21 protein-coding genes are annotated in these 23,726 nt (G+C 61.6%); 10 read left to right on the top strand and 11 right to left on the bottom strand.

Features of this window, described 5'->3' with window-relative positions:
• Positions 1–102 precede the first annotated feature (102 nt).
• Together AC1M7R_RS13095 and AC1M7R_RS13090 are read left to right on the top strand one after the other, a co-directional pair.
• The gene (locus AC1M7R_RS13095; RefSeq protein WP_072459099.1) at positions 103–375 is read left to right on the top strand and encodes a type II toxin-antitoxin system Phd/YefM family antitoxin; all 273 of its coding nucleotides are present in this window, start codon (positions 103–105) and stop codon (positions 373–375) included.
• Positions 372–704 (top strand): type II toxin-antitoxin system RelE/ParE family toxin, encoded by a 333-nt coding sequence (locus tag AC1M7R_RS13090; protein ID WP_072397938.1) that lies wholly within the window; start codon positions 372–374, stop codon positions 702–704. Before AC1M7R_RS13095 ends, AC1M7R_RS13090 begins: the two co-directional genes overlap by 4 nt.
• Positions 705–711: 7 nt before the next feature.
• Here AC1M7R_RS13090 and AC1M7R_RS13085 read toward each other — a convergent pair whose 3' ends face one another.
• From AC1M7R_RS13085 to AC1M7R_RS13065, 5 genes are all read right to left on the bottom strand, one after another.
• Positions 712–1,308, bottom strand: a complete 597-nt coding sequence (locus tag AC1M7R_RS13085) for a DUF924 family protein (RefSeq protein ID WP_072397937.1) — start codon at positions 1,306–1,308, stop codon at positions 712–714.
• A gap of 3 nt (positions 1,309–1,311) precedes the next feature.
• Positions 1,312–2,322 carry a class 1 fructose-bisphosphatase gene (locus AC1M7R_RS13080; RefSeq protein ID WP_003220797.1) on the bottom strand — a complete coding sequence of 337 codons (1,011 nt, stop codon included), beginning with the start codon at positions 2,320–2,322 and terminating at the stop codon, positions 1,312–1,314.
• 235 nt (positions 2,323–2,557) lie between these two features.
• Entirely contained in the window at positions 2,558–3,934 is a 1,377-nt protein-coding gene (locus tag AC1M7R_RS13075) for a DUF3999 domain-containing protein (protein WP_072397935.1), read from the bottom strand.
• On the bottom strand, positions 3,931–7,560 hold the full coding sequence (locus AC1M7R_RS13070) for a DUF2339 domain-containing protein (RefSeq protein ID WP_490610451.1): 3,630 nt from the start codon (positions 7,558–7,560) through the stop codon (positions 3,931–3,933). Before AC1M7R_RS13070 ends, AC1M7R_RS13075 begins: the two co-directional genes overlap by 4 nt.
• Before the next feature lie 291 nt (positions 7,561–7,851).
• On the bottom strand, positions 7,852–10,302 hold the full coding sequence (locus AC1M7R_RS13065) for a glycogen/starch/alpha-glucan phosphorylase (RefSeq protein ID WP_072397933.1): 2,451 nt from the start codon (positions 10,300–10,302) through the stop codon (positions 7,852–7,854).
• Between the two features lie 257 nt (positions 10,303–10,559).
• On the opposite strand from AC1M7R_RS13065, the gene AC1M7R_RS13060 reads away from it, so the two are divergent.
• Positions 10,560–10,997 carry a YkgJ family cysteine cluster protein gene (locus AC1M7R_RS13060; RefSeq protein ID WP_103894360.1) on the top strand — a complete coding sequence of 146 codons (438 nt, stop codon included), beginning with the start codon at positions 10,560–10,562 and terminating at the stop codon, positions 10,995–10,997.
• A gap of 144 nt (positions 10,998–11,141) precedes the next feature.
• On the opposite strand, the gene typA is transcribed toward AC1M7R_RS13060, so the two are convergent.
• Both typA and thiI read right to left on the bottom strand, forming a co-directional pair.
• Positions 11,142–12,962 carry a translational GTPase TypA gene (gene typA / locus AC1M7R_RS13055; RefSeq protein WP_053147843.1) on the bottom strand — a complete coding sequence of 607 codons (1,821 nt, stop codon included), beginning with the start codon at positions 12,960–12,962 and terminating at the stop codon, positions 11,142–11,144.
• 138 nt (positions 12,963–13,100) lie between these two features.
• The gene (thiI, locus tag AC1M7R_RS13050) at positions 13,101–14,555 is read right to left on the bottom strand and encodes a tRNA uracil 4-sulfurtransferase ThiI (protein ID WP_072397932.1); all 1,455 of its coding nucleotides are present in this window, start codon (positions 14,553–14,555) and stop codon (positions 13,101–13,103) included.
• 327 nt (positions 14,556–14,882) lie between these two features.
• Here thiI and glnA point away from each other — a divergent pair, with 327 nt between their 5' ends.
• The 6 genes from glnA to ntrC all read left to right on the top strand — a co-directional run bounded on the left by glnA (position 14,883) and on the right by ntrC (position 20,951).
• The gene (gene glnA, locus AC1M7R_RS13045; RefSeq protein ID WP_072397931.1) at positions 14,883–16,289 is read left to right on the top strand and encodes a type I glutamate--ammonia ligase; all 1,407 of its coding nucleotides are present in this window, start codon (positions 14,883–14,885) and stop codon (positions 16,287–16,289) included.
• Positions 16,290–16,406: 117 nt separating this feature from the next.
• Positions 16,407–16,961: a chorismate mutase gene (locus AC1M7R_RS13040; RefSeq protein ID WP_072398016.1), complete on the top strand. Its 555-nt coding sequence runs from the start codon at positions 16,407–16,409 to the stop codon at positions 16,959–16,961.
• A 104-nt stretch (positions 16,962–17,065) separates the two neighbouring features.
• A complete protein-coding gene (locus AC1M7R_RS13035; RefSeq protein ID WP_072397930.1) occupies positions 17,066–17,584 on the top strand; it encodes a DUF4124 domain-containing protein in 519 nt (172 codons plus the stop codon).
• On the top strand, positions 17,581–18,201 hold the full coding sequence (locus AC1M7R_RS13030; RefSeq protein ID WP_072397929.1) for a DUF4124 domain-containing protein: 621 nt from the start codon (positions 17,581–17,583) through the stop codon (positions 18,199–18,201). Before AC1M7R_RS13035 ends, AC1M7R_RS13030 begins: the two co-directional genes overlap by 4 nt.
• A gap of 231 nt (positions 18,202–18,432) precedes the next feature.
• Positions 18,433–19,518 (top strand): nitrogen regulation protein NR(II), encoded by a 1,086-nt coding sequence (gene glnL, locus AC1M7R_RS13025; protein WP_072397928.1) that lies wholly within the window; start codon positions 18,433–18,435, stop codon positions 19,516–19,518.
• Positions 19,515–20,951, top strand: coding sequence for a nitrogen regulation protein NR(I) (ntrC, locus tag AC1M7R_RS13020; RefSeq protein WP_072397927.1), 1,437 nt, complete (start codon positions 19,515–19,517; stop codon positions 20,949–20,951). The genes glnL and ntrC overlap by 4 nt, the downstream gene beginning before the upstream one ends.
• Before the next feature lie 518 nt (positions 20,952–21,469).
• On the opposite strand, the gene AC1M7R_RS13015 is transcribed toward ntrC, so the two are convergent.
• On the bottom strand, positions 21,470–21,907 hold the full coding sequence (locus tag AC1M7R_RS13015) for a hypothetical protein (protein WP_072397926.1): 438 nt from the start codon (positions 21,905–21,907) through the stop codon (positions 21,470–21,472).
• Between AC1M7R_RS13015 and trmL the strand changes: the two genes are divergently transcribed.
• The gene (gene trmL, locus AC1M7R_RS13010; RefSeq protein WP_072431681.1) at positions 21,906–22,361 is read left to right on the top strand and encodes a tRNA (uridine(34)/cytosine(34)/5-carboxymethylaminomethyluridine(34)-2'-O)-methyltransferase TrmL; all 456 of its coding nucleotides are present in this window, start codon (positions 21,906–21,908) and stop codon (positions 22,359–22,361) included. The two genes, AC1M7R_RS13015 and trmL, sit on opposite strands and share 2 nt — an antisense overlap.
• Positions 22,362–22,464: 103 nt before the next feature.
• On the opposite strand, the gene secB is transcribed toward trmL, so the two are convergent.
• Genes secB through AC1M7R_RS12995 form a run of 3 tightly spaced genes read right to left on the bottom strand, consistent with a single transcriptional unit; the run spans position 22,465 to position 23,655 of the window.
• Positions 22,465–22,947 (bottom strand): protein-export chaperone SecB, encoded by a 483-nt coding sequence (gene secB / locus AC1M7R_RS13005; protein ID WP_072397924.1) that lies wholly within the window; start codon positions 22,945–22,947, stop codon positions 22,465–22,467.
• 38 nt (positions 22,948–22,985) lie between these two features.
• Positions 22,986–23,240: a glutaredoxin 3 gene (grxC, locus tag AC1M7R_RS13000; protein ID WP_072397923.1), complete on the bottom strand. Its 255-nt coding sequence runs from the start codon at positions 23,238–23,240 to the stop codon at positions 22,986–22,988.
• Position 23,241: 1 nt separating this feature from the next.
• A complete protein-coding gene (locus AC1M7R_RS12995) occupies positions 23,242–23,655 on the bottom strand; it encodes a rhodanese-like domain-containing protein (RefSeq protein ID WP_072397922.1) in 414 nt (137 codons plus the stop codon).
• Between the last annotated feature and the right edge of the window lie 71 nt (positions 23,656–23,726).

Here is a 23,726-nt window from a genome sequence, read left to right as displayed (position 1 = left end):
GGGGTATGTCAGCCTACGCAAACAGACATTTGGTCAGCGCTACCTGACTCAAGACTGAATTAAGACTAAACTCAGTCCATTCAATCTTTCGAGGCTTACGCCATGAAGCTGTCATCCCAAATCAAACCCATCAGCTATTTGAAAAGCCACACGGCTGAAATCGTAAAGACCATCACAGAGAGTAGAGAGCCTTTGATCATCACCCAAAACGGTGAAGCCAAGCTCGTAGTCATGGATGTGAAAAGTTTCGAAGAACAAGAAGACACCATGGCGCTGTTGAAGCTATTGGCCATGGGCAACCGTGAAATTGAAGAAGGTAATTTTCGGGATGTTGAGGATGTCTTCACTGAGCTGGACAGGGCTGACACTCAATGAGCTTAAAGGTTGTCATCCTTCAATCGGCCGAAACAGATCTTAAAGAGCTCCGCGTTTATCTAATCGAGCGGTTTTCTTCTCAAACATGGCAAAACACCTATGCCAGTCTGAAAGCAGCGATCCGTCATCTAGCAACACTGCCTTTTGCGGGATCGATCCCGGAAGAAATTGAAAGGCTTAATCTCGGTCAATATCGACAGATCCTTTCAGGAATGAATAGGATCATTTATGAAGTGCGAGGCCAAACGATCTACATCCACATCATCGCCGATAGCCGCAAGAGCTTGCCCGCGTTGCTAATGAAACGCTTGCTTCGAAGCGACTCTTAGAACTTCGCTAAAATCGCGACCCAGGCTTGTTCAAAAACTCCATTTCCTCAGCCGTGGACTCGCGCCCCAACACCGCATTGCGATGGGGAAACCGTCCAAACCGCGCAATGATCTTCTGGTGCCGCTCGGCATAATCCAGGTTGTCTTCAAACACTGCCCGCTCCGCCTCGGGCTGCTCTCGAACCAGCTCGATAAACCGCGACACGGCTTCGTTCTGCACCGCGAGGATTTCGCAGTGTTCCAGTACGAGGTAGATGAATACGCGCTGGATGGGCTTGAGTTGGCGCTCGAACCCCGCCGCCAGGCCTTGGGCCACCAGCGCCTGGGCACGCAGGTCGCCGGCAAAAGCCTTGGGGGTGTCGCGAAAGATCATCCGCGGAAGCTGATCGAGCAGTAGCACCAGGGCCAGCCAACCTTCCGGGCGTTGCGCCCAGTCGGTCAATCCGCCGGCCAGTGCCTGCTCGACCTGATCGCCGAAGCGCTCTTGCGCCTGGCGATCATGGCCTTTGCCAAACCACAGCTTGCCCTTGTCGGCCGCGATTTCGTCCGGCGTTTCGGCTGAACCAAACCACCAATCGAGCAACGGCTGCCAGGGCTCGGCCATGTTTCACTCCTTGTGATAGGCCGTGGCGCGCGCCACTTCTTCCTTCGAGCCGAGGAACACTGCTACGCGCTGGTGAAGGCCTTCGGGCTGGATGTCGAGGATGCGCTGGTGACCGTCGGTGGAAGCACCGCCGGCCTGTTCCACCAGGAACGACATCGGGTTGGCTTCATACATCAGGCGCAGCTTGCCCGGCTTGGAGGGCTCGCGGCTGTCGCGCGGGTACATGAACAGGCCGCCACGGGTCAGGATACGGTGCACGTCGGCAACCATGGCCGCGACCCAGCGCATGTTGTAGTTCTTCTTCAACGGGCCTTCCTCGCCGGCCAGCAGCTCGCTGACATAGCGCTGCACGGGAGCTTCCCAGTGCCGCTGGTTGGACATGTTGATAGCGAATTCCTGGGTGGTTTCAGGAATGGTGATGTCTTCGTGGGTCAGTACGAAGCTGCCCATCTCGCGGTCCAGGGTGAAGCCCTTGACGCCGTCGCCCAGGGTCAGCACCAGCATGGTCTGCGGGCCATAGATGGCATAGCCGGCGGCGACTTGCTGGGTGCCTGGTTGCAGGAAAGCCTTTTCATTCAGGGCTTCGTTCTGGCTCAGGTATTCGTTCGGGCAACGCAGTACCGAGAAGATGGTGCCGACCGGCGCGTTGATATCGATGTTCGACGAACCGTCCAGTGGATCGAACACCAGCAGATAGGCACCCTTGGGGTATTTGCCCGGGATCTGGTAGGCATTGTCCATTTCCTCGGACGCCATGCCGGCCAGGTGACCACCCCATTCGTTGGCTTCGAGCAGGATTTCGTTGGACAGCACGTCGAGCTTCTTCTGCACTTCGCCCTGCACGTTTTCGGTGCCCATGCTGCCCAGGACGCCACCCAGTGCGCCTTTGGATACGGCGTGGCTGATTTCCTTGCACGCACGCGCCACCACTTCGATCAAAAAGCGCAGATCGGCAGGGGTGTTGTTGCTGCGGGTCTGCTCAATCAAATAGCGACTCAAGGTAACGCGGGACATGGACGGCTCCGAAGAATAGGGGGCGGAAAAACCTGCGCAGTTTAGCGCGAGTCGGGACTTAATTCCTCCTATGAGACGGGGAATGGAGGATTGAGTTCACGGGGTGGCGGCTCGCTTGGATATTTCTGACGATTGAGAGAACGCCATCGCGAGCGAGCTCGCTCCCACAGTTGACTGAGTTGTTTCGACGAACGCGGTCTATTGTGGGAGCGAGCTTGCTCGCGATCAACGCACCTCAGCTCTTGACCGGCGGTTTGCGCAGCAGACTGAAGGCCATCGCCGCGAGGAACAATACGCTGAGCAGCAACACCGCCCACAGGCCGATCTTCTTCCAGTTGGTCTCGACCGGGGCCGGGGTGGTCGCGGTTGCAGCGGCGGGGATGGCGCGGACCGTGCCATTCACCGTTGCCGTCCCCAGGGTCGCCAGGCGCGCGGGACGGTAATCCGGCACCAGTGTCGTCAAGGGCAGGTTGGCCGCCTTCACGGTGGCACTGCCCAGCGCCAGACTGAAGGGACCTTCTCCACGCGCCAGGAACACCACCTGACTGGGGCGCACCGCAAAGCGCAACGCCGGTGCCTTGTCGCCCAGGCCACCGCCGCGCTCATCGACTGTCAGCTTCAATTGCTGAACGGTCTGGCCGTCGAGCTGCAGTTGGTCCTGCACCACATCCTGGCCGTTCTGGGTCAGGCGATACAGCAAGCCACTGCCCAGCGGCTGCCACGGATGGCTGCTCTCGCGCCGACCGGCCAGGATCACCGGCGCCAGGCTGTTGGCCTGGCTCAGTTCCACCTGCACTTGTTCGATGTCCAGTCCCATGGGCAACTGCCAGGTATATTCACCGGCCTTGGCAGTGCTGCCGGCCAGCGGTTGCGACCAGGCCAAGGGCAGCGGCAGGTTTTCCTGGCGGGTGCTTTGCAACTGCGCCGAGGTCAGCACCGGGGCCGATGACGGCGACTCCCACAGCAATCGCAGGTAACGGGCCGATTGCCCCGGCAGGCTCACCTCATGCTGCTCGACCCGCTCATCGGCGAAGGTCAATCGTGCCACCTGGCCTTCGCCCCATGATTGCCAGTTCTGCAGATCGTCGCTGGCCTCGATGGTGAACCGCTGGAAGCCGTCGCGCTCACTGGTCCAGTCCAGGATCAGTTGCTGCAGGGGCGCCTTGATCGCGCTGGCGTCCAACAGCCAGCCGCGCAGTTCCTCCTCCCCTGCTTCGAGGCGGCTGGACGGCTGGACTTCCACCAGCGTGCCATTGGCGTTCGATTGCACCCGCACGCTGGGCGCACGCTCGTTGTCATCGGCGGCGTTGTACAGGGGAAACCACTTCACCTCGGTCAGGGTCCGGTTTTCCCGGCTCTGGGCGGTTTCGCGAACCAGGGCATAAGCCTGGGCCTGCCCGGCCGCGTTGAATACCCGCAGGTCGCTCAGGTCGGTCTGGCGCGCCTGCAACTGGACCTCCAGGGGCAACGGAAGACGATACCAAGGGCCCTCACCGCTCAAGGCCAGTGGCACCTGGTGGGCGAAGTCCGCTGGCCTCTCCTGGGCCACGACCGACAATGTCGCCCACAACCCCACCACTCCCAGCCCGATCCGACTCAACTTGCGACTCAAGATGACACTCCCCCACTGACAGGCATCGGCGGCTCGGTCGGCGGAACCGTTTCCGGACGCTTGGGCGGCAGTGGCGCGAAGTAGCCCACTACCAGCAACAGCACACCCACACCGATAAACGACACGATCCGCGCCAGACCGCCACGGTTACTCAATTCGACAAAGAACAGCTTGGCCACCACCACGGCAATCAACGCCGCACCGATCAGCCACACCTCGCGCCGATGCCGCAGGTGTCCGCCAATCATCAGGCCCAGGGCGATCAGCGTCCAGACGATAGACAAGCCGGCCTGCACGAACATGGATTCGAGCAGCGCATCCAGTTCGAACGGTACGTCCAGCCAATGGTGGGCGCTGCGCATCACCACCGCCGTGAAGAAAGCGAACAGCGACACCCCGGCGACCAACTGCGCCACCTGCCCGGCATGGGCCCAGCGGATCGCCAGTTGCGCCACTGCGCTGCGGGACCACACGTAGACGCCGAACAATGCGAACAGCAGGCCCAGCTCCAGAGGGTTGAGCAGCGGTACATAAGGCAAGGGTTCGGCGGTGCCGTCGCTGAAGGTATTGGCCAGCCAGAACCAGCCCAGCATCAGCAGGGCCAGGGGCGCCGCCGCGTAGACACGGTATTCGCGCGGCTGGGCCGAGACTGGCCACGGCCAGGCGCGTGGCGCGGCCATCAGGACCAGGTACAGGCTCGGCAGAATCGCCCAACCCAGCCAGCGCCAAGCGTTGTACTGCTCGGACAACAACAGCAGGCCGTAACGCAGTTGCAACGCCAGCACGCCGATCGACAGCCAGCAACCGAGCACATGGGCGGTACTGCGCACCTGGGTCGGCAGCATCGTGGCCAGGCGCTTCAGGGAAAGGAAATGCACGCCGAACACCAGCAGCCAGGCCAACCAGCCGTAGTCTGCCGCCGGGTGATAGCGGCTGTGCCAGGTCGCAACCAACACACAGCCCGCCGCAGGGACCAGCAAGGTGCACAGCAGCCCCAGCGCCGGCCATTTCAAACGCTGCGACAGGACGGTCCATACCGCCACGCTCAGCGCTGCGACGATCAACAGCAGGCTGCCCTGCAGGTTCGCCGGGGCGAAGCGCAGCACTTCGCTGACCCACGCCAGGGCCCACCAACCGGCGCCCCAGACCAGCAGCAATTCGGACAGGCGCTGCAAATTCAAGGCATCGAATGCCGTGCCCGATCGATCCCGCTGCAGCCGCCATGCACCGATCAGCGCCGCCAACCCCAGCACCATTGGCGTCCAGAAGCCACTGTGGGCCAGAGGGCGCAGATCCTCGGCGTCGAGCGGACCCAGCAAGGCCGGCCCCGCCATCAGGAACGCCGCGCCGCCCACCAGTTGCAACAGCAGGCCGAAGACAAAACTCATGCGCTGCTTGAGGTACAGGCTCAGCCAGATGATCAGCAGGCCGCTGGCGGCCCATACCCCGCTCGCCGTCTGCCAGGGCAGGACAAACAGCACGGCCAGGTTGATCAGCACCAGCCCCGCCAGCAGCACGACCGACAGGCCGCGCAACAACCGGACGTCCCTGCGCACCATGTCGTCGCGGGCCGCCAGCAACATGCCGCCGATCAACGCCAGACCGATCAGGGAGGCGCTGAGCAAACCGCTCCAGCCGGCATCGAACACCGCCGCCGAGTCCCCTTCGGCGCCGCGCAGGCGCATCAGGAACAGCGCGCCGCCCAGCAGTTGCACGGCGAACGCCGTGAACAGGAAGCTGCGCGATTGCAGGCGCAGGCCGACGAACAGCGTCACAAGGCCGGCCAATGCCCAGGCGATGGCGGTGCCATGGGTGAAGAAAAACAACGGGGCCAGCAGATAGAGGAAACCCAGGCCCAACACCGCCAGCACCGACTGGCCCTGGCGCTCCCAGGCGAGGGTGTGCGCGGGATCCGCCTTGCGCAACTGAAGGAAGCTGAACAGCAAGGCGCCACCGATCATCAGGCTGCCCAGCGCAGGCGCATCGAGCAGGCTGCTTTCGCCAAGGCTCACCTCGCCGAGGAAGGCACGTGCCGCCCCCAGTTGCAGCAACAAGGCAAAGGCCCTGGCCAGTGGTCGTTGCTGACGCAACCCCAACCAGAAGATCCCGGCGCCTTCCACGGCCCAGGCCGCCGAAGTCCAGCGGGCGTCGAGCCCCAGGGGAATCGCCAGGCTGGCGAAAATCACCCCCAGGGCCAGGCAGGTTTCAGCCAGCAGCAAGGCTCGCCCGCCCATCAATACCCGCGCCAGCCCCATGTAGATCGCACCCAGGGCCAGGGCGCTGAACGCCGCGGCGAGCTCCAGGTGCTGCACCAGGGCGTATTGCAGGCCGAAACCCACCAGCGGCGGACCGAACAGCATCGTGCCGTCCACGTAATCGCCCTTGCGCGCCGACCAGCGCAGCAACGCCTCGCGACTCTCATCCTCAGGCGCGCCTGCGGTTTCCAGCAATTTGCGACGAGTGAACAGCAGGCCGATCGCCAGGTACATCAGGAAGAACACGATCAGGAACGGCTCGGTGCTCCAGAACAGCTCCGGCGTGTAGGAGCGCAGGCCCCAGGCGACACCGATGCCGAAGGTGCCGACAAAGCCGATCAGGTTGAGCAGGCGCCAGGCCTTGAACCAGGCAATGGCCAGGATGCCGGTGTTGAGCAGGATGAAATAGCTGAATAGCGCAACGTGATTGCCACTGCCAGTGGAGGTCAGGATCGGCGCGGCAAAACCACCCAGGGCGGCCGCTGCGGCCAGGCCCATGGCGTTCTGGGTGACCGCCAGGATCGCCGAGAACACCGTCACCGCCACCAGCAAGCCCAGGGCCGCCTTCGAGTCGAGCAGCGGGTGCAGGCGCATGGCGGCGAACACCGTCAGGTACAGCACCGCGATGCCGGTGCCCTGGAGCATCAAGGCGTAGTTGCTGTTGCGCTGGCGCAACCACCAGCCGAGGGCCAACAAGCCCAGCGCACTGGCTGCGACGCCGGCGTAACGCAGCTCGATCGGCACCACCATGCCTTCGGTGGCATAACGCAGCAGGAACGCCAGGCCGAGGAATAACAGCACCACACCGACCCGCAACACGGTATTGCCGCCGAACAGCCAGTTTCGCGCCCCCGCCATGGCCCGCTCGATGAAATTCGGGCCACGGGGCGCAGTGGGTTCAACAACCTTCGTTTCCAGGGTTTCCTGTCGGCGCGCTTCGCGCCTGGACACCGTTGGCGCCGGACGCCAGAGGTCGTCGGGCAAAGGTTGGCTGGCTTGTGTGCCGGCCATCGCGGGAGTGGGCGCAAGGTCAGGCGGCAGTTCCCAGACCAGCTCCGGCTCTGGTGTGGGTTGCGTCCGCACTTCGGGTTTCGGCGCCTCGGCCACGACGACCTGCGGTGCTGGCGTCGGTTCGCTCGGCGCGGCAACGGGGCCACGCTCCAGCAGCGCCAGACGGGCCTCCAGTGTCAGCAGGTTTTTCTGGGCGTCCTGCAGCAAGCTCTGTTGCTTGGCGGCCTGGGTGCCGAGACGGCTCAGCCGGACACCCTGGGCGATGCCAAGACCCAGCAACCCGCCTATCAGCGCGTCGGCCAGCGACTCATCCACCACCCAGCCCAGTGCCAGGCCCAACAACGTCAAGATCCATTGCATGGTCGATATCCCTAAGCGGCCCGTTGCGGGCATGACCGGGGTGATGCGATGCCTGGATCAGTCTAGTGGAAGGGCACAAACCCTGTGGGAGCGAGCTTGCTCGCGATAGCGGCATGACAGACACCATCAGGTTGACTGACACACCGCTATCGCGAGCAAGCTCGCTCCCACATCGGATTGTTGTCGCTGCCAATGACTGAGCCCGGCCACACAGCCCGGCGAAACTGGCGCCTAGTATATCGACGAAGCCCAGCCGCCGTTGGGCTTCGCTCACATTTCTGGAAGCCAGGCCTATTCCAGTGCTTTCCAGATATCGGTGGCGTACTCACGGATGGTGCGGTCGGAGGAGAACCAGCCCATGCGTGCCGTGTTAAGCACTGCCGAGCGCCACCATTGCTTGGAGTCGTGCCAACGCTCCTCGACCTTGGCCTGGGCGTTCCAGTACGCATCGAAATCGGCGCAGACCAGGAACCGGTCATAGTCCACCAGCGAGTCCACCAGCCCGGCGTAGCGCATTGGATCGTCCGGTGAGAACACCCCGCCACGGATCGCCTGCAAGACGTCGTTGAGACGATGGGATGCGGCGATGTCCGGCGCTGCGCTGAACTCGCCGTTGCGCTTGCGGGCTTCCACCTGCTCGGCTGTCAGGCCGAAAATGAACATGTGCTCGCCACCCACGCGCTCGTGCATCTCGACGTTGGCGCCGTCCATCGTACCGATGGTCAGCGCGCCATTGAGGCCGAACTTCATGTTGCTGGTGCCCGACGCCTCGAAACCGGCGGTGGAAATCTGCTCCGACAAGTCCGCCGCCGGGATGATGCTCTCGGCCAGGCTGACGTTGTAGTTGGGCAGGAATACCACCTTGAGCAGACCGCGCACCGTCGGGTCGTTGTTCACCACCCGGGCGATGTCGTTGGTCAGCTTGATGATCAGCTTGGCCTGGTGATAACTGGCGGCGGCCTTGCCGGCGAAGATCTTCACGCGGGGTACCCAGTCCACCTCCGGCTCGGCGCGGATCGCCTGGTACAGCGCCACGGTATGCAGCAGATTGAGCAACTGACGCTTGTATTCATGGATCCGCTTGACCTGCACGTCGAACATCGCCGACGGGTTCACGGCGATCCCCAACCGCTCGTGGATCAGGTACGCCAGGGCCTTCTTGCTGTGCAGGCGCTGCTCGGCGAATTGTTTGCGGAACGCCTGCTTGTCGGCGAACGGCTCCAGCTCGATCAGGCGCTCCTCGGGATTGTCGAGCACGCTCGGCCCGAGGGCGTCCACCATCATCGATGTCAGCTCGGCGTTGGCCTGGAACAGCCAGCGGCGGAAGGTGATGCCGTTGGTCTTGTTGTTGATCCGCTCCGGATAGAGCTTGTGCAACTCCGAGAACACCGTGCTGCGCATCAGTTGCGTGTGCAGCCCGGACACGCCGTTGACGCTATGGGAGCCGAGGAACGCCAGGTTGCCCATGCGCACACGGCGACCGTTGTCCTCTTCGATCAGCGAAACCGAGCGCAGTACGTCGAAGTCGTGTATGCCCTTGGCCCGCAACGAGTCGATGTGCTGGGCATTGATCAGATAGATGATCTGCATGTGCCGCGGCAGCATGCGTTCCATCAGGCCCACCGGCCAGGTTTCCAGAGCCTCGGGCAACAGTGTGTGGTTGGTGTAGGACAGCGTGTCCTGGGTGATCTGCCAGGCCGCATCCCACGCCACGTCATAGACGTCCACCAACTGGCGCATCAGCTCGGCCACGGCGATGGACGGGTGGGTGTCGTTGAGCTGGATCGCCGCATGGTCGCCCAGGGTCAGCACCGAGGTGTGCATGTTGCGATGACGACGCAGCAGGTCTTGCAGCGAGGCGGCGACGAAGAAATATTCCTGCCGTAGGCGCAGTTCCTGGCCGGCCTCAGTGCTGTCGGCCGGGTACAGCACCCGGGAAATACTTTCGGCCCGGGCCACTTCCGCCACCGCGCCCAGGTGGTCGCCGGCGTTGAAGCGTTCCAGGTGCAACTCTTCCATGGCACGGGCGCGCCACAGACGCAGGGTGTTGACGCTGGCGCCGCGCCAGCCCACCACGGGGGTGTCGTAGGCGATGGCCCGTACGGTTTCTCCCGGCGACCAGACTTGCCGGGTCTTGCCGGTGTCGTCAGTGACGGTCTCGACACTGCCGCCGAAGCCGATCGTATAAACCACCTCCGGCCGTTCGAACTCCCAGGGGTTGCCGAAATCCAGCCAGTGCTCGGTCTGCTCCTGCTGCCAGCCGTCCACCACGGCCTGGCGGAACAGGCCGTGCTCATACCGGATGCCATAGCCATGGCCGGCAATACCCAGGGTCGACATGCTTTCCATGAAGCATGCCGCCAATCGGCCGAGACCGCCGTTGCCGAGCGCCGCGTCGGGCTCGAGCAAACGAATGCGCTCCAGGTCCACGCCCAGCTCGGTCAGGGCTTCGCGCGCAGTGTCCAGCAGGCCGAGGTTGCTCAGGCTGTCATACAGCAAGCGGCCGATCAAAAATTCCAGGGAGAGGTAATAGACCCGCTTCTGGCCCTTGCGATAGATCTGTCGCGTATGGTCCATCCAGTGATCGACCATATGGTCGCGGGCTGCGAGGGCAATGGCTTCGAACCAGTCGTGATCAAACGCATGATCGGGGTCCTTGCCGACGGCATAAGTGAGTTTGGTCAACACGGCGTCGCGAAACGCAGCGACTTCAGCTTCGCGAACAAGTGGTTCTTGAGTCATGGAATTAAGACCTCGAACGGACATGGAATTGTCTGAGCCTAGACGGTCTGACAGACGGTCAAGGCGCTTGGTTCGGTGGTTTTTCCCCAAGTGTCGGAGAATTGCCGTCAGGGAACTGCCGGATGGACGAATGAATGCAGGGGCCGTGCCGCTGTCGGAAGGGTTTCTTGAAATCGAAAAAAAAACGGCGGATGGTCGTTCAAAATTTCACCAGTCCCGGTATGATCGCGCGCCCTGACGCATGCTGGTACACCCTGATGATGAAGCCCAACCTGATCGCCGCTGCGGAGATCGACCGACTCGATACCTGGGCCCGGTATTCGGCCCCGATGTGCGGTTCCTGCGTGTCGAGCTGCTGCACACTACCGGTCGAGGTCAAGATCAAGGACCTGATCCGGATCGGCATCGTCGATGAGTTCGAACTGGGCGACCCACCGAAGAACATCGCCAAGCGCCTGCAAAAGGAAGGGATCGTCGAGCGCTACAACCAGAAGTCCGAGATTTTCACGCTCCAGCGCATGAGCAACAACGATTGCCTGTATCTGGACCGTAAAAGCCGCTTGTGCACCATTTACGAGAAGCGCCCGGACACCTGCCGCAACCATCCGCGAGTCGGGCCACGGCCGGGCTATTGCGCCTACAAACCCAAGGAAGTGGAGCGCGAGCGCAATCCGCGGACGCTGGATCGCTTTTGATCTGGCGGTTTGTGGCGCCTGAGCCGCCGCCATCGCGAGCAAGCTCGCGATAGGGGTCTCAAGGCATCCCACAAATCCCGGGCACAAAAAAACGCCCCCGATCTCACGACCGGGGGCGTTTTTCATTCAGCCTGGGCTAGACGATCAAGCCTTGGCTTTCTTGGCAGCGCGGGTACGCTCGCCTTCGTCCAGGATCTTCTTGCGCAGACGAATCGACTTCGGCGTCACTTCGCACAGTTCGTCGTCCTGGATGAATTCCAGGGCCTGTTCCAGGGTGAAGCGAACAGGTGGAACCAGGGCGATGGTTTCGTCCTTGCCCGAAGCACGCATGTTGTCGAGCTTCTTGCCCTTGGTAGGGTTGACGCCCAGGTCGTTGTCACGGCTGTTCAGACCGACGATCTGGCCGTTGTAGATTTCCTGGCCGTGCTCGACGAACAGCTTGCCACGCGCCTGGAGGGTTTCCAGGGAGTAGGTCAGCGCCTTGCCGGTCTCGACCGATACCAGTACACCGTTCTGACGGCCGGACATGTGGCCGGACTTCATGGTGTCGTAGCGATCGAAGATCGAGGTCAGGATGCCCGCACCGTTGGTCAGGGTCAGGAACTGGTTGCGGAAACCGATCAGGCCACGAGCCGGGATGTTGTATTCCAGGCGTACACGGCCCTTGCCATCCGGGGACATGTTGGTCAGGTCGCCCTTACGCAGGCCCATCTCTTCCATGACCTTGCCCTGGGATTCCTCAGGGATGTCGATGGTGACGTTTTCGAACGGTTCCTGCTTGACGCCGTCAACGACACGAATGATCACTTCCGGACGGCCTACGGCCATTTCGAAGCCTTCGCGACGCATGGTTTCGATCAGTACCGAGAGGTGCAGTTCACCGCGACCGGACACCTTGAACTTGTCGGCCGAGTCGCCTTCTTCAACGCGCAGTGCAACGTTGTAGAGCAGCTCCTTGTCCAGACGCTCCTTGATGTTGCGGGAGGTCACGAACTTGCCTTCCTTGCCGCAGAATGGCGAGTCGTTGACCTGGAAGGTCATGGAAACGGTCGGCTCGTCGACGGTCAGTGGCTTCATCGCCTCGACAGCGTTTGGATCGCACAGGGTATCGGAGATGAACAGCTCTTCGAAACCGCTGATGCAGACGATGTCGCCGGCAGCGGCTTCTTCGACGTCCACACGGTGCAGGCCGTGGTGACCCATCAGCTTGAGGATACGGCCGTTGCGCTTCTTGCCGTCGACATCGATCGCCACCACCGGAGTGTTCGGCTTGATGCGACCGCGGGCGATACGACCGACGCCGATCACACCCAGGAAGCTGTTGTAGTCCAGGGCCGAGATCTGCATCTGGAACGGACCGTCACGGTCAACGGCAGGCGCCGGGACGTTGTCGACGATCGACTGGTACAGCGGGGTCATGTCTTCGGCCATGGCGGTGTGGTCCAGGCCGGCGATGCCGTTCAGGGCCGAGGCGTAGACGACCTGGAAGTCCAGTTGTTCGTCGGTGGCACCCAGGTTGTCGAACAGATCGAAGATCTGGTCCAGTACCCAGTCAGGACGCGCGCCCGGACGGTCGACCTTGTTGATCACGACGATCGGCTTCAGACCGGCTTCGAAGGCCTTCTTGGTCACGAAACGGGTTTGCGGCATAGGGCCGTCCTGGGCGTCCACCAGCAGCAGCACGGAGTCGACCATGGACATGACGCGCTCTACTTCACCACCGAAGTCGGCGTGACCGGGGGTGTCCACGATGTTGATGTGGTAACCGTTCCAGTTGATGGCGGTGTTTTTCGCCAGGATGGTAATACCGCGCTCTTTTTCCTGGTCGTTGGAGTCCATCACGCGCTCGTCGTTGAGCTCGTTGCGCTCCAGGGTGCCGGATTGACGCAAGAGTTTGTCTACCAGGGTGGTCTTACCATGGTCAACGTGGGCGATGATGGCGATGTTGCGTAGATTTTCGATCACTTGTGTATCTCGATCAGAGGATTCGGTGTGCTGACAGGTCGTGGCAGCGATTTACGTTGAGTCCGACAAAGCCGTTACAGCCTGTCGGCGGCGTCGGGGGGCCGGTGACGCAGGCCACAGGCAAACAGCCCCGGGCACTTAGCTCGGTCGATAAACGCGCACATTGGCATGCCCCTCACTGAGCAAATGGTGAGCATGCAGGCGACTCATCACGCCTTTGCCGCAATACAACAGGTACTGGCGAGTAGGGTCCAGTTCCTTGAAACGCGCGTTCACTGCATAGAACGGCATCGTTTTTACCTCGACGCCGGCGACGCTCAGCGGGTCATCCTCAGCTTCATCCGGGTGACGGATGTCGATGACGATCTGACCGGCCAGCGCTTCGCCGACTTCTTCAACCTGGAGGTCCTGGCCCAATTCGTCGATCACCCGATCGATGGGAACCAGCCTGGCGTTTTCGAGCGCACGCTCGAGTACCGCCATGTCGAATTCTTTTTCTTCGTGCTCCACGCGCCCGCGCTTGGCGGCCGTCTTCGGATTGACCGAGATGACCCCGCAGTACTCCGGCATGTGCCGGGCAAATTCGGCGGTGCCGATGGCGGTGGCCGTGTCGATGATGTCCTGCTTGTGGCTGGCGATCAGTGGGCGCAGCACGAGTTTCTCGGTGACACAGTCGATGACCGACAGGTTCGGCAGCGTCTGGCTCGACACCTGGGAAATCGCCTCGCCGGTGACCAGCGCATCGATATGCAGCCGGTCGGCGATGCTGGACGCGGCACGCAACATCATACGCTTCAAAATGACGCCCATATGACTGTTATCGACTTTGCCGAGAATTTCGCCCAGGACTTCCTCGAACGGAACGCTCACAAATAGCACGCGTTGGGAGCTGCCGTACTTCTTCCAGATGAAGTGCGCCACTTCCATCACGCCCAGTTCATGGGCACGCCCGCCGAGGTTGAAGAAACAGAAATGGCTCATCAACCCGCGACGCATGATCTGGTAGGCCGCCACGGTGGAATCGAAGCCGCCGGACATCAGGACCAGCGTCTGTTCCAGCGCCCCCAACGGATAGCCGCCGATACTGTCGTGCTGGCTGTGGATCACGAACAACCGCTGGTCGCGAATCTCGATACGCACTTCGACCTGCGGTTCTTTGAGTGAAATACCGGCAGCGCCGCACTGCTGGCGCAGACGGCTACCGACGTACTTCTCCACGTCCATCGAGCTGAACGGGTGCTTGCCGGCACGCTTGCAGCGCACCGAGAAGATCTTGCCGGCCAACGCATCGCCGTAGTGGAGCTTGCACTTGGCGACGATGTCGTCGAAATCCCCCAGGGGATATTCGTCCACCTGCAGGAAATGCGCGATGCCCGGCATGCAGCTCAGGCGTTCGGTCATCTCCTTAAGGATCCGGGGCTCGCTGACGCGGGTTTCCAGCTCGAGATTGTCCCACACGCCGTTCACCACCACGACCGGGTCCAGATCACGGAGCACGGCGCGAATGTTCTTGGCCAGCTGGCGGATGAAACGCGTCCGGACCGGGCGGCTCTTGATGGTGATCTCGGGGAAGACTTTGACGATTAGTTTCATGAAAACAGCGCGCGAACGGCCAGCCGAAAAAGGGGGGCGCGGATTATAGCGGAAATTGCTCAAGGTTTAACCAGTTAATATGCAGATGGTTTTCACTGCACCAAAACGGGTCGCTCGCATCACAAAGCGCAACATTACGGTGCGCTATTGTCCGACAATCTACTATTACAGGGCTCTGAAAGCGTGGGTTTGGTGCAAAAAACCCATGCTGGGGCACTGGCATGCAATTTGCTCCCTTGTGAGGCAGGTTGCCTTGGCCGAGTATTCGCGCCGGCATCACCCATATTCAGGGCACACCATTACCGCCCGAAGCCACCCGGAGGACATATGTCGAAGTCGGTTCAACTCATCAAAGATCATGACGTCAAGTGGATTGATCTGCGCTTCACTGACACCAAAGGCACTCAACATCACGTGACCATGCCGGCCCGTGATGCGCTGGATGACGATTTCTTCGAAATCGGCAAGATGTTCGACGGCTCCTCCATCTCTGGCTGGAAAGGCATCGAAGCATCCGACATGATCCTGATGCCGGACGACGAAACCGCGGTCCTGGACCCATTCACCGAAGAGCCGACCCTGATCCTGGTCTGCGACATCATCGAACCTTCGACCATGCAAGGTTATGACCGCGACCCACGCGCCATCGCCCACCGCGCCGAGGAATACCTGAAGTCCACCGGCATCGGCGACACCGCATTCTTCGGTCCTGAGCCTGAGTTCTTCATCTTCGACTCGGTCAAGTTCAAGTCCGACATCTCCGGCTCCATGTTCAAGATCTTCTCCGAACAGGGTTCGTGGATGACCGACCAGGACGTGGAAGGCGGCAACAAAGGCCACCGTCCAGGCATCAAGGGCGGCTACTTCCCGGTTCCACCGTTCGACCACGACCACGAAATCCGTACCTCCATGTGCAACGCACTGGAAGAAATGGGCCAGACCGTCGAAGTTCACCACCACGAAGTGGCAACTGCCGGCCAGAACGAAATCGGCGTGAAGTTCAACACGCTGGTGAAGAAGGCTGACGAAGTCCAGACCCTGAAGTACTGCGTACACAACGTTGCCGACGCCTATGGCCGCACCGCGACCTTCATGCCGAAGCCTCTGTACGGCGACAACGGTTCGGGCATGCACGTGCACATGTCGATCTCCAAGGACGGCAAGAACACCTTCGCAGGCGAAGGCTATGCCGGTCTGTCGGACACCGCCCTGTACTTCATCGGCGGCATCATCAAGCACGGTAAGGCCCTGAACGGCTTCACCAACCCGTCGACCAACTCCTACAAGCGTCTGGTACCAGGCTTCGAAGCCCCGGTAATGCTGGCCTACTCGGCTCGCAACCGTTCCGCCTCGATCCGTATTCCTTACGTCAACAGCCCTAAAGCCCGTCGTATCGAAGCGCGCTTCCCGGATCCGGCTGCCAACCCATACCTGGCCTTCGCCGCTCTGATGATGGCCGGCCTGGACGGTATCCAGAACAAGATCCACCCTGGCGATGCCGCTGACAAAAACCTGTATGACCTGCCGCCTGAAGAGGCCAAGGAAATCCCACAGGTTTGCGGCAGCCTGAAAGAAGCCCTGGAAGAACTGGACAAGGGCCGTGCGTTCCTGACCAAGGGCGGCGTATTCAGCGATGACTTCATCGACGCCTACATCGCACTGAAGAGCGAAGAAGAAATCAAGGTTCGCACCTTCGTACACCCACTGGAATATGAGCTGTACTACAGCTGCTGATCCGGTAGCGTCGCGACACGCGGCGTGAAGTGAAAAAGAGGCCTTCTTCGGAAGGCCTTTTTTATGGGCGCCAATTACGTGCATGATGATCCGCCGCCCACAGAAGACGAGACTGCCATGACCTCCCGCGTCACATTGTGCCTTGCCCTGTCAGCCGCGCTGTCCGCCAGCGCCGTCGAAGCCGCCGCCCCCGATGCCCTCACCCCCTTGCTCAATACCATCGGCGAGCGTCTGGCCATCGCCAACCAGGTAGCCTTGAGCAAATGGGACAGCGGCAAGCCTGTGGAAGATCGCCAACGCGAGCGCGAAGTCATTGCCGCCGCCGTCGCCCAGGCACCGGCCTACAAGCTGTCGGGCGAGACCGTGGAAGCGTTTTTTGCCGCCCAGATAGAAGCCAACAAACTGGTGCAATACATCGATTTGTCCGACTGGACCCTGGAAGGCAAGGCCCCGGACCTTCCGCGCCCGGACCTGGCGGGACAGATCCGCCCGCAGCTCGACCGCCTGCAGAAACGCCTGTTGCAGCAACTGGCCGACTTCGCCCCCTACCGCACCGACCCGCAGTGCCCGCAATGGCTGGCCCGCGCCACCCACCACAACAAGCAGCATCCCGTGCAACGACTCGCCCTGATCCGCGCGACCGCGCAGCTGTGCATCGCCCCGAAAACCTAAGACAAACGACACCGATCCCACAGGAGGTCGCGCGCAACAACTTGGGCCAATGCCCCTCCCTGACCTATGCTGCAACTCAATACTTTCAGTTTTCGGTCGATCTTATGGGGCGTGGTTTTTCAATCATCCTGTTCTTGCTGTTGGCGTTGCCTGCCGCCGCACAGATCTACAAGTACACCGATGCCAATGGCAACACCGCCTACAGCAACCAGCCGCCCCAAGGCATTCCGGCCCAGACGGTGGAGCTGGCGCCGCTCAACAGTATCGAACGCCAGCCGCCCGCCAGCCCGGACACACCGACACCCGTCCCAGAGCGGGAGGAACCTGGCCAGGCCTACGAAGTGCTGGAGCTGACCGACATCCCCACCGAAGAAGCCCTGCGTGCCAACAACGGCACCTTCACCGTGGGCGTCCGGGCCCGACCGCGCCTGCAAAGCCCTCATCTGTTCCGGTTGCTGCTGGACGGCCAGCCCTACGGCCAGCCAACGAACGTACCGCGCCTGCAACTGGTGAATATCGACCGAGGCGAGCACAGCCTGGCGGTCCAGGTCATCGACGGGGAGCGCCTCGTGCAACAGAGCGACACCGTCACCTTCACGGTACAGCGGGTGCACCTGCCATGATCCGCTGGGCGCTCGCCGCAGGCCTCGCTCTGGTCACCCTGCCTGGGCTCGCGCAGGTCTACACCTATATCGATGCGCAAGGGAATCGGGTCTTCACCGATCAGCCGCGACCCGGCAACGCGAAGAAGGTCCAGCTGCCTCCCGGCAACCGGATACCACCCCCACCCTCCAGCACGGCGCCGGCGGCGGTGTCGCAAGAGCCGCCAAAGCCGCTGTTTCACTACGAGATGCTGCGCCTACTGATTCCCGAACCGGATGCCACCATCCGCAGCACCGCCGGAGAGTTGATCGTCACGGCTACAAGCGAGCCGGGACTGAAAAAGGGTCACCGCTATCGCCTTCTGCTCGACGGCCAACCCACTGGCGAACCCGGGCCAAGTCCGGTGTTCGCGTTGAGCAACATCGATCGAGGCACTCATCACCTGGCGGTGGAAATCCTCGATGAGCAGGATCGTATCGTCGAACGCACCGCCAACCAGCCCTTCCATATGCAGCGCACGTCCCTGGCGCAGAAACGTCGAATCAAACCCTGCGCCAAGGCCGACTATGGCCAGCGCCCCGAATGCCCCCTCGCCGACAAGCCCAAGGAAGAAATCAGCATCCTGCCGTTTTTCTAACATTGCCAAGGCTTACGCACTATATTGGTGCAATACGTTGCACCTTTACCCAGGCTCCCACCCATTTTGGTTCGAAAGTACCCGGAAAAACTGGCAGAACGCCACGCAATCGGGCGCAAAAAAGCCGTTTCAGGCTCTAAACGCTTCTTTTCGGAGCCTTGGTTTGTTTTTTGCATTTTCCCGTTACCGGCGCGTCATTCGCGTGCTTGCTACGCTTCAAAAGAGGTCCTGATGACCATTAGCGACGCCTTACACCGCTTGCTACTCGACAATCTCACCACCGCGACCATCCTGCTCGATGCCGAACTGCGCCTCGAGTACATGAATCCGGCGGCGGAGATGCTCCTGGCTGTCAGCGGCCAGCGCAGCCATGGGCAGTTCATCAGCGAGCTGTTCACCGAATCCGCCGAGGCGCTCAATTCCCTGCGCCAGGCCGTGGAACAGGCTCACCCGTTCACCAAGCGCGAAGCGATGCTCACCGCATTGACTGGACAGACACTGACCGTGGACTACGCGGTGACGCCGATCCTGAACAACGGCGCGACCTTGTTGCTGCTGGAAGTCCATCCCCGTGATCGCCTGTTGCGTATCACCAAGGAAGAAGCCCAGCTGTCCAAGCAGGAAACCAGCAAGATGCTGGTGCGTGGCCTGGCCCATGAAATCAAGAATCCGCTCGGCGGGATTCGCGGCGCAGCCCAGTTGCTGTCCCGGGAACTGCCGGACGAAAGCCTCAAGGACTACACCAACGTCATCATCGAGGAAGCCGACCGCCTGCGAAACCTTGTCGATCGCATGCTCGGTTCCAACAAGCTGCCCTCCCTGGCGATGTGCAACGTCCACGAAGTGCTGGAGCGCGTCGGCAGCCTGGTGGAAGCCGAAAGCCAAGGCTGCATCACACTGGTGCGCGACTATGACCCAAGCATTCCCGATGTCCTGATCGACCGCGAACAAATGATCCAGGCCGTGCTGAACATCGTGCGCAATGCGATGCAGGCCATCAGCAGCCAGAACGAGCTGCGCCTGGGCCGCATCAGCCTGCGTACCCGAGCCATGCGCCAGTTCACCATCGGCCATGTGCGCCATCGCCTGGTGACCAAGATCGAAATCATCGACAACGGCCCGGGCATCCCCGCCGAGCTGCAGGAAACCATCTTCTTTCCCATGGTCAGCGGCCGCCCGGACGGTACCGGGCTGGGCCTGGCCATTACCCAGAACATCATCAGTCAGCATCAGGGCCTGATCGAGTGTGAGAGCCATCCCGGCCACACCACCTTTTCGATCTTCCTGCCACTGGAACAAGGAGCCACATCGACATGAGCCGTAGTGAAACCGTGTGGATCGTCGATGACGACCGTTCTATCCGCTGGGTCCTGGAAAAAGCCTTGCAACAGGAAGGCATGACCACCCAGAGCTTCGACAGCGCCGATGGGGTGATGAGCCGCCTGGCCCGTCAGCAGCCGGACGTCATCATCTCCGACATCCGCATGCCCGGCGCCAGTGGCCTGGACCTGCTGGCCCGCATTCGCGAACAGCACCCGCGACTGCCGGTGATCATCATGACCGCCCATTCGGACCTGGACAGCGCGGTGGCCTCCTACCAGGGTGGTGCCTTCGAATACCTGCCCAAGCCGTTCGACGTCGATGAGGCCGTTTCGCTGGTCAAGCGCGCCAACCAGCACGCCCAGGAACAACAGGGCCTGGAAGAAGTACCGGCCCTGGCCCGCACGCCGGAAATCATCGGCGAAGCGCCGGCGATGCAGGAGGTCTTCCGCGCCATCGGACGCCTGAGCCATTCCAACATCACCGTGCTGATCAATGGCGAATCGGGCACCGGTAAGGAACTGGTGGCCCACGCCCTGCATCGCCACAGCCCGCGGGCGGCCTCGCCGTTCATCGCACTGAACATGGCGGCGATTCCCAAGGACCTGATGGAGTCCGAACTGTTCGGTCATGAGAAAGGCGCATTCACCGGCGCGGCGAACCTTCGTCGCGGGCGCTTCGAGCAAGCCGACGGCGGCACGCTGTTCCTCGACGAGATCGGCGACATGCCGGCCGACACCCAGACCCGCCTGCTGCGGGTGCTGGCGGACGGCGAATTCTATCGGGTGGGCGGCCATACGCCGGTCAAGGTGGATGTGCGCATCATCGCCGCGACCCACCAGAACCTGGAAACCCTGGTCCACGCCGGAAAATTCCGTGAAGACCTGTTCCACCGCCTGAACGTGATTCGCATCCACATTCCACGCCTGGCGGATCGTCGCGAAGACATCCCGACCCTGGCCAGGCACTTCCTCAGCCGCGCGGCCCAGGAACTGGCTGTGGAACCCAAGCTGCTGAAAAACGAGACCGAGGAATACCTCAAGAACCTGCCATGGCCTGGCAACGTTCGCCAGTTGGAGAACACCTGCCGCTGGATCACAGTGATGGCCTCGGGGCGCGAAGTGCACATCGGTGACCTGCCACCGGAACTGTTGAGCCTGCCACAGGACTCGGCACCGGTGACCAACTGGGAACAGGCACTGCGCCAATGGGCCGACCAGGCCTTGACCCGTGGCCAGTCGAGCCTGCTGGACAGCGCCGTGCCGAGCTTCGAGCGCATCATGATCGAAACCGCCCTCAAGCATACGGCTGGCCGCCGCCGCGACGCCGCCGTGCTCCTGGGCTGGGGCCGCAATACCTTGACTCGCAAGATCAAGGAATTGGGGATGAAAGTGGATGGCGGGGACGATGATGACGGCGAAGAAGGCTGATCGAAGCCTTGCTATTGGCTGATCGCAAGGATTAATCGCGAGCAGCCTCGCCTCCACGATGGATTTCCAGTGTTCGCGAGCTCGTGAACACCACCGGACCTTGTGGGGGCGAGCCTGCTCGCGATGCTCTTGAAGGCACCATGCACCGCACCAATGCACCATGAACCGCAAGTGCGCACGCTGCGCCAGCCCGAATCACCCGATTCGATTCCGGAAGAACAGCCCACACGGAAGCAAAAGCCCCGTAATCCGGGGCTTTGAGCGGCTTCAGCAGGTTTTTTGTGACAAGCCATTTAAAACTGGCACGCCCCCTGCAATAACTCAAGCAACACCCAGTTTCGGGGACCTTGGTACAGGCAGGCCGGGGATTCCCCATTTTATCCGGGCTCAGAGAGCCCACCGTTTTGGGGGCCTTGATACAGGCAGGTCAAGGTTTCCCTTCTTTACACCGGGGTCGCGCACGATCGCAGCCCTCCCGTTTTGGGGTCCTTGGTACAGGCAGGCTGGGGATTCCTCTTTTATTCCTGGAGACGGACCTCCAGCCGCCAGCGGTCATCGACCTCGCTGCCGGCCCACTGGGCGCGCAACGGACGCGCCGCCACCACCGTCAGCAGCAACCCCTTGTCGCTCAAACGCACCCGCCAGTTCACGTCCTTGCCGTTGAGCTTCAACTGCCCTTTCTGCGCCCGGCCTTGGGCATCGAACAGCAACGCCACCGAGCCGTCGACAATTTCCCCGTGCAGCTTGGGCTCGTTGTTGAACCAGGCCACCAGCGCCCCATCGATGATCTCGACCTGCTGCAGCTCACTGGGCTCCGGATTGGTCAGGCGGCCGATCATCAAGCCAACCATCAGGCCAAAAATCGCCAACGAGGTCATGACCCGAGGCATTAGCTTCGAACGTCGGTCGGTTTGCGGCGTAGAATGCCGCTCATCTTTATCTGCGGAGCCGTGCATGTTTCACGTCATCCTTTTTCAACCGGAAATTCCGCCCAATACCGGCAACGTCATCAGGCTGTGCGCCAACAGTGGCTGCCACCTGCATTTGATCGAACCGCTGGGCTTCGAGATGGACGACAAACGCCTGCGGCGCGCCGGCCTGGACTACCACGAGTATGCCACCTTGCAGCGTCATGCCGACCTGGCCAGTTGTCTGGAAAGCCTGGGAAAGCCACGTCTCTTTGCCTTCACCACCAAGGGCTCGCGGCCGTTCCACGACGCCAGTTTCGTCCCGGGCGATGCATTTCTGTTCGGCCCGGAAAGCCGTGGCCTGCCGGCCGACGTGCTGGATGCCCTGACGGCGGAGCAACGCCTGCGCCTGCCGATGCGCGAAGGCTGCCGTAGCCTGAACCTGTCCAACACCGTGGCGGTGGCGGTTTATGAGGCATGGCGGCAGAACGGGTTCGCCTGATCCCTTTCTGTCAGCCAGAAACACCTGTGGGAGCGAGCTTGCTCGCGATGGCGGTGCCATCGCGAGCAAGCTCGCTCCCACAGTTTTGCCTGGCTGTGGACGCTTACTGAACGGTCGCGTCGCCTTCCTGCTGCATGCGCTGCAATTCCTGCGCGTACAGGGCATCGAAGTTCACCGGGGCCAGCATCAGGGCCGGGAACGAACCACGGGTCACCAGGCTGTCCAGGGCTTCGCGAGCGTAAGGGAACAGGATGTTCGGGCAGAAGGCACCCAGGGTATGGCTCATCGAAGCGGCATCCAGGTTCTTGATCAGGAAGATGCCGGCCTGCTGCACTTCAGCGATGAACGCCACTTCTTCGCCGTTCTTGACGGTCACCGACAAGGTCAGCACCACCTCGTGGAAGTCTTCTTCCAGGGCTTTCTGGCGGGTGTTCAAGTCCAGGCCTACGCTTGGCTCCCATTGCTGGCGAAAGATTGCCGGGCTTTTCGGGGCTTCGAAGGACAGGTCGCGTACATAAATGCGCTGCAAGGAGAATTGCGGTGCGGCTTCTTCTTCGCTGGCAGCTGTGTTCTGTTGGTCAGTCATCGCAGATCCTTCTCACCTTCAGGTGCTTAGTAGGGAATTCAGGCCTTGAGCATCGCGTCGAGCTTGCCGGCGCGCTCCAGGGCGTACAGATCGTCACAACCGCCCACGTGGGTATTGCCGATCCAGATCTGCGGCACGGAGGTACGTCCGGCCTTCTGGGTCATTTCGGCGCGCAGTTGCGGCTTGCCGTCGACCTTGATCTCTTCGAAAGCCACGCCTTTGTTCTGGAGCAGGAACTTGGCTCTGGAGCAATAGGGGCAGTAATCGCTGGAATAGACAACGACGTGGGTCATCTCACTTCACCAGGGGCAGGTTGTCGGCTTTCCAGCTCGCCACGCCACCGGACAGCTTGGCGGCGGTGAAGCCGGATTTCATCAGTTCGCGAGCGTGGGTGCCGGCCGTCTGGCCCATTGCGTCGACCAGGATGATGGTCTTGGCCTTGTGCTTTTCCAGCTCGCTGATACGCGTGGTCAGTTTGTCGTGGGGAATGTTCAGCGCGCCGACAATGTGACCGGCGGCAAACTCCTTGCCCGGACGGATATCCACCACCACGCCCGCATCCTTGTTGACCAGCGCGGTCAGCTCGCCGGTGCTCAGGCTGCGGCCGCCGCCCTGCATCGTATGAGCGATCAGCAACGCCAGCAGTACGACGAAGATGCCGACAAGAATGTAGTGGTTAGTGGCAAATTGAATCAGGTGAGCAACCATCGAAGGAGGTTCCAGGGCGTTAAAATGTCGGCCAGTATACACAGCACTCAAGGCCCGCCAAACCCCGCCCG

It is taken from the genome of Pseudomonas sp. MS01C9, assembly GCF_058202755.1.
This window is presented reverse-complemented; position numbering and strand designations above follow the sequence as displayed.

Bases quoted from the DNA above. Each gene is read 5' to 3' on its own strand.
- AC1M7R_RS13030 (WP_072397929.1), top strand. From the start codon at position 17,581: ATGATCCGCTGGGCGCTCGCCGCAGGCCTCGCTCTGGTCACCCTGCCT.
- trmL (WP_072431681.1), top strand. From the start codon at position 21,906: ATGTTTCACGTCATCCTTTTTCAACCGGAAATTCCGCCCAATACCGGC.
- AC1M7R_RS13080 (WP_003220797.1), bottom strand. From the start codon at position 2,322: ATGTCCCGCGTTACCTTGAGTCGCTATTTGATTGAGCAGACCCGCAGC.
- glnL (WP_072397928.1), top strand. From the start codon at position 18,433: ATGACCATTAGCGACGCCTTACACCGCTTGCTACTCGACAATCTCACC.
- grxC (WP_072397923.1), bottom strand. From the start codon at position 23,240: ATGACCCACGTCGTTGTCTATTCCAGCGATTACTGCCCCTATTGCTCC.
- ntrC (WP_072397927.1), top strand. From the start codon at position 19,515: ATGAGCCGTAGTGAAACCGTGTGGATCGTCGATGACGACCGTTCTATC.
- AC1M7R_RS13035 (WP_072397930.1), top strand. From the start codon at position 17,066: ATGGGGCGTGGTTTTTCAATCATCCTGTTCTTGCTGTTGGCGTTGCCT.
- AC1M7R_RS13065 (WP_072397933.1), bottom strand. From the start codon at position 10,302: ATGACTCAAGAACCACTTGTTCGCGAAGCTGAAGTCGCTGCGTTTCGC.
- AC1M7R_RS13095 (WP_072459099.1), top strand. From the start codon at position 103: ATGAAGCTGTCATCCCAAATCAAACCCATCAGCTATTTGAAAAGCCAC.
- secB (WP_072397924.1), bottom strand. From the start codon at position 22,947: ATGACTGACCAACAGAACACAGCTGCCAGCGAAGAAGAAGCCGCACCG.
- AC1M7R_RS13060 (WP_103894360.1), top strand. From the start codon at position 10,560: ATGATGAAGCCCAACCTGATCGCCGCTGCGGAGATCGACCGACTCGAT.
- AC1M7R_RS13070 (WP_490610451.1), bottom strand. From the start codon at position 7,560: ATGCAATGGATCTTGACGTTGTTGGGCCTGGCACTGGGCTGGGTGGTG.
- AC1M7R_RS12995 (WP_072397922.1), bottom strand. From the start codon at position 23,655: ATGGTTGCTCACCTGATTCAATTTGCCACTAACCACTACATTCTTGTC.
- AC1M7R_RS13085 (WP_072397937.1), bottom strand. From the start codon at position 1,308: ATGGCCGAGCCCTGGCAGCCGTTGCTCGATTGGTGGTTTGGTTCAGCC.
- glnA (WP_072397931.1), top strand. From the start codon at position 14,883: ATGTCGAAGTCGGTTCAACTCATCAAAGATCATGACGTCAAGTGGATT.
- thiI (WP_072397932.1), bottom strand. From the start codon at position 14,555: ATGAAACTAATCGTCAAAGTCTTCCCCGAGATCACCATCAAGAGCCGC.
- AC1M7R_RS13040 (WP_072398016.1), top strand. From the start codon at position 16,407: ATGACCTCCCGCGTCACATTGTGCCTTGCCCTGTCAGCCGCGCTGTCC.
- AC1M7R_RS13090 (WP_072397938.1), top strand. From the start codon at position 372: ATGAGCTTAAAGGTTGTCATCCTTCAATCGGCCGAAACAGATCTTAAA.
- AC1M7R_RS13015 (WP_072397926.1), bottom strand. From the start codon at position 21,907: ATGCACGGCTCCGCAGATAAAGATGAGCGGCATTCTACGCCGCAAACC.